Source organism: Fannyhessea sp. C0108B2, assembly GCF_056583915.1.
The window spans coordinates 1-633 of the sequence record NZ_JBWPJQ010000018.1 but is presented as its reverse complement, the minus strand read 5'-3'; the positions used below and the strand labels follow the sequence as shown (position 1 = coordinate 633).

Genomic DNA, 633 nt, shown 5'->3' with positions numbered 1-633 from the left:
TCGTTTGGCCGTTGGCCGCATTGACTTACAGAGTAATAAAAGCGGTGCTCAAAGCGTGGAGGCTCGGAAAGAAATAAATGGCTTTCGGCGTTGATTTTGTGGCGAATACATGGCATGTATCGAGTATCAAACTGTCCAAGTTTTTGTCCGCACCCCCTTATGTAGATTAAGTTTCGCGATGACATTATGAAAGCTCAAAAGACTAGTATGGTTCTAATTTTAAAGACTTGCATATTAAAAATAAGGAGCACGTATGAGATTAATTAGACCAGATAAGAAATATATCCAAAGTTATATAGAAGCAAATGAAGAAGATGAACGCTTTAGGCCACATGCAGAAAGACGCTTTAAAAACTATGAGACAATCATAGAGAGTTCTTATAATGTGGAGCATGGTATAAATTTGCCTGCAAATTATGTGAGAGCTACTACATTTTGGCTGATAGATAATGAAAAGTTTATTGGTGAAATTAATATTAGGCATGAATTAAATTCTTTTTTAATTAACTATGGTGGTCACATAGGGTACGAAATCAGGCAATCTGAATGTATGAAGGGCTATGGAACAAAAATGCTTTCTATGGCACTTACATATTGTAAAGAGACTTTGCACCTACAGAAAGTTTTGATTAC

General features: G+C 35.9%; 1 protein-coding gene. It reads left to right on the top strand.

Features of this window, described 5'->3' with window-relative positions; genetic code table 11:
* Positions 1-253: 253 nt before the first annotated feature.
* Positions 254-633: GNAT family N-acetyltransferase (locus tag AC1DBT_RS05920; RefSeq protein ID WP_480019003.1), on the top strand; the 380-nt coding region annotated here is incomplete at its 3' end.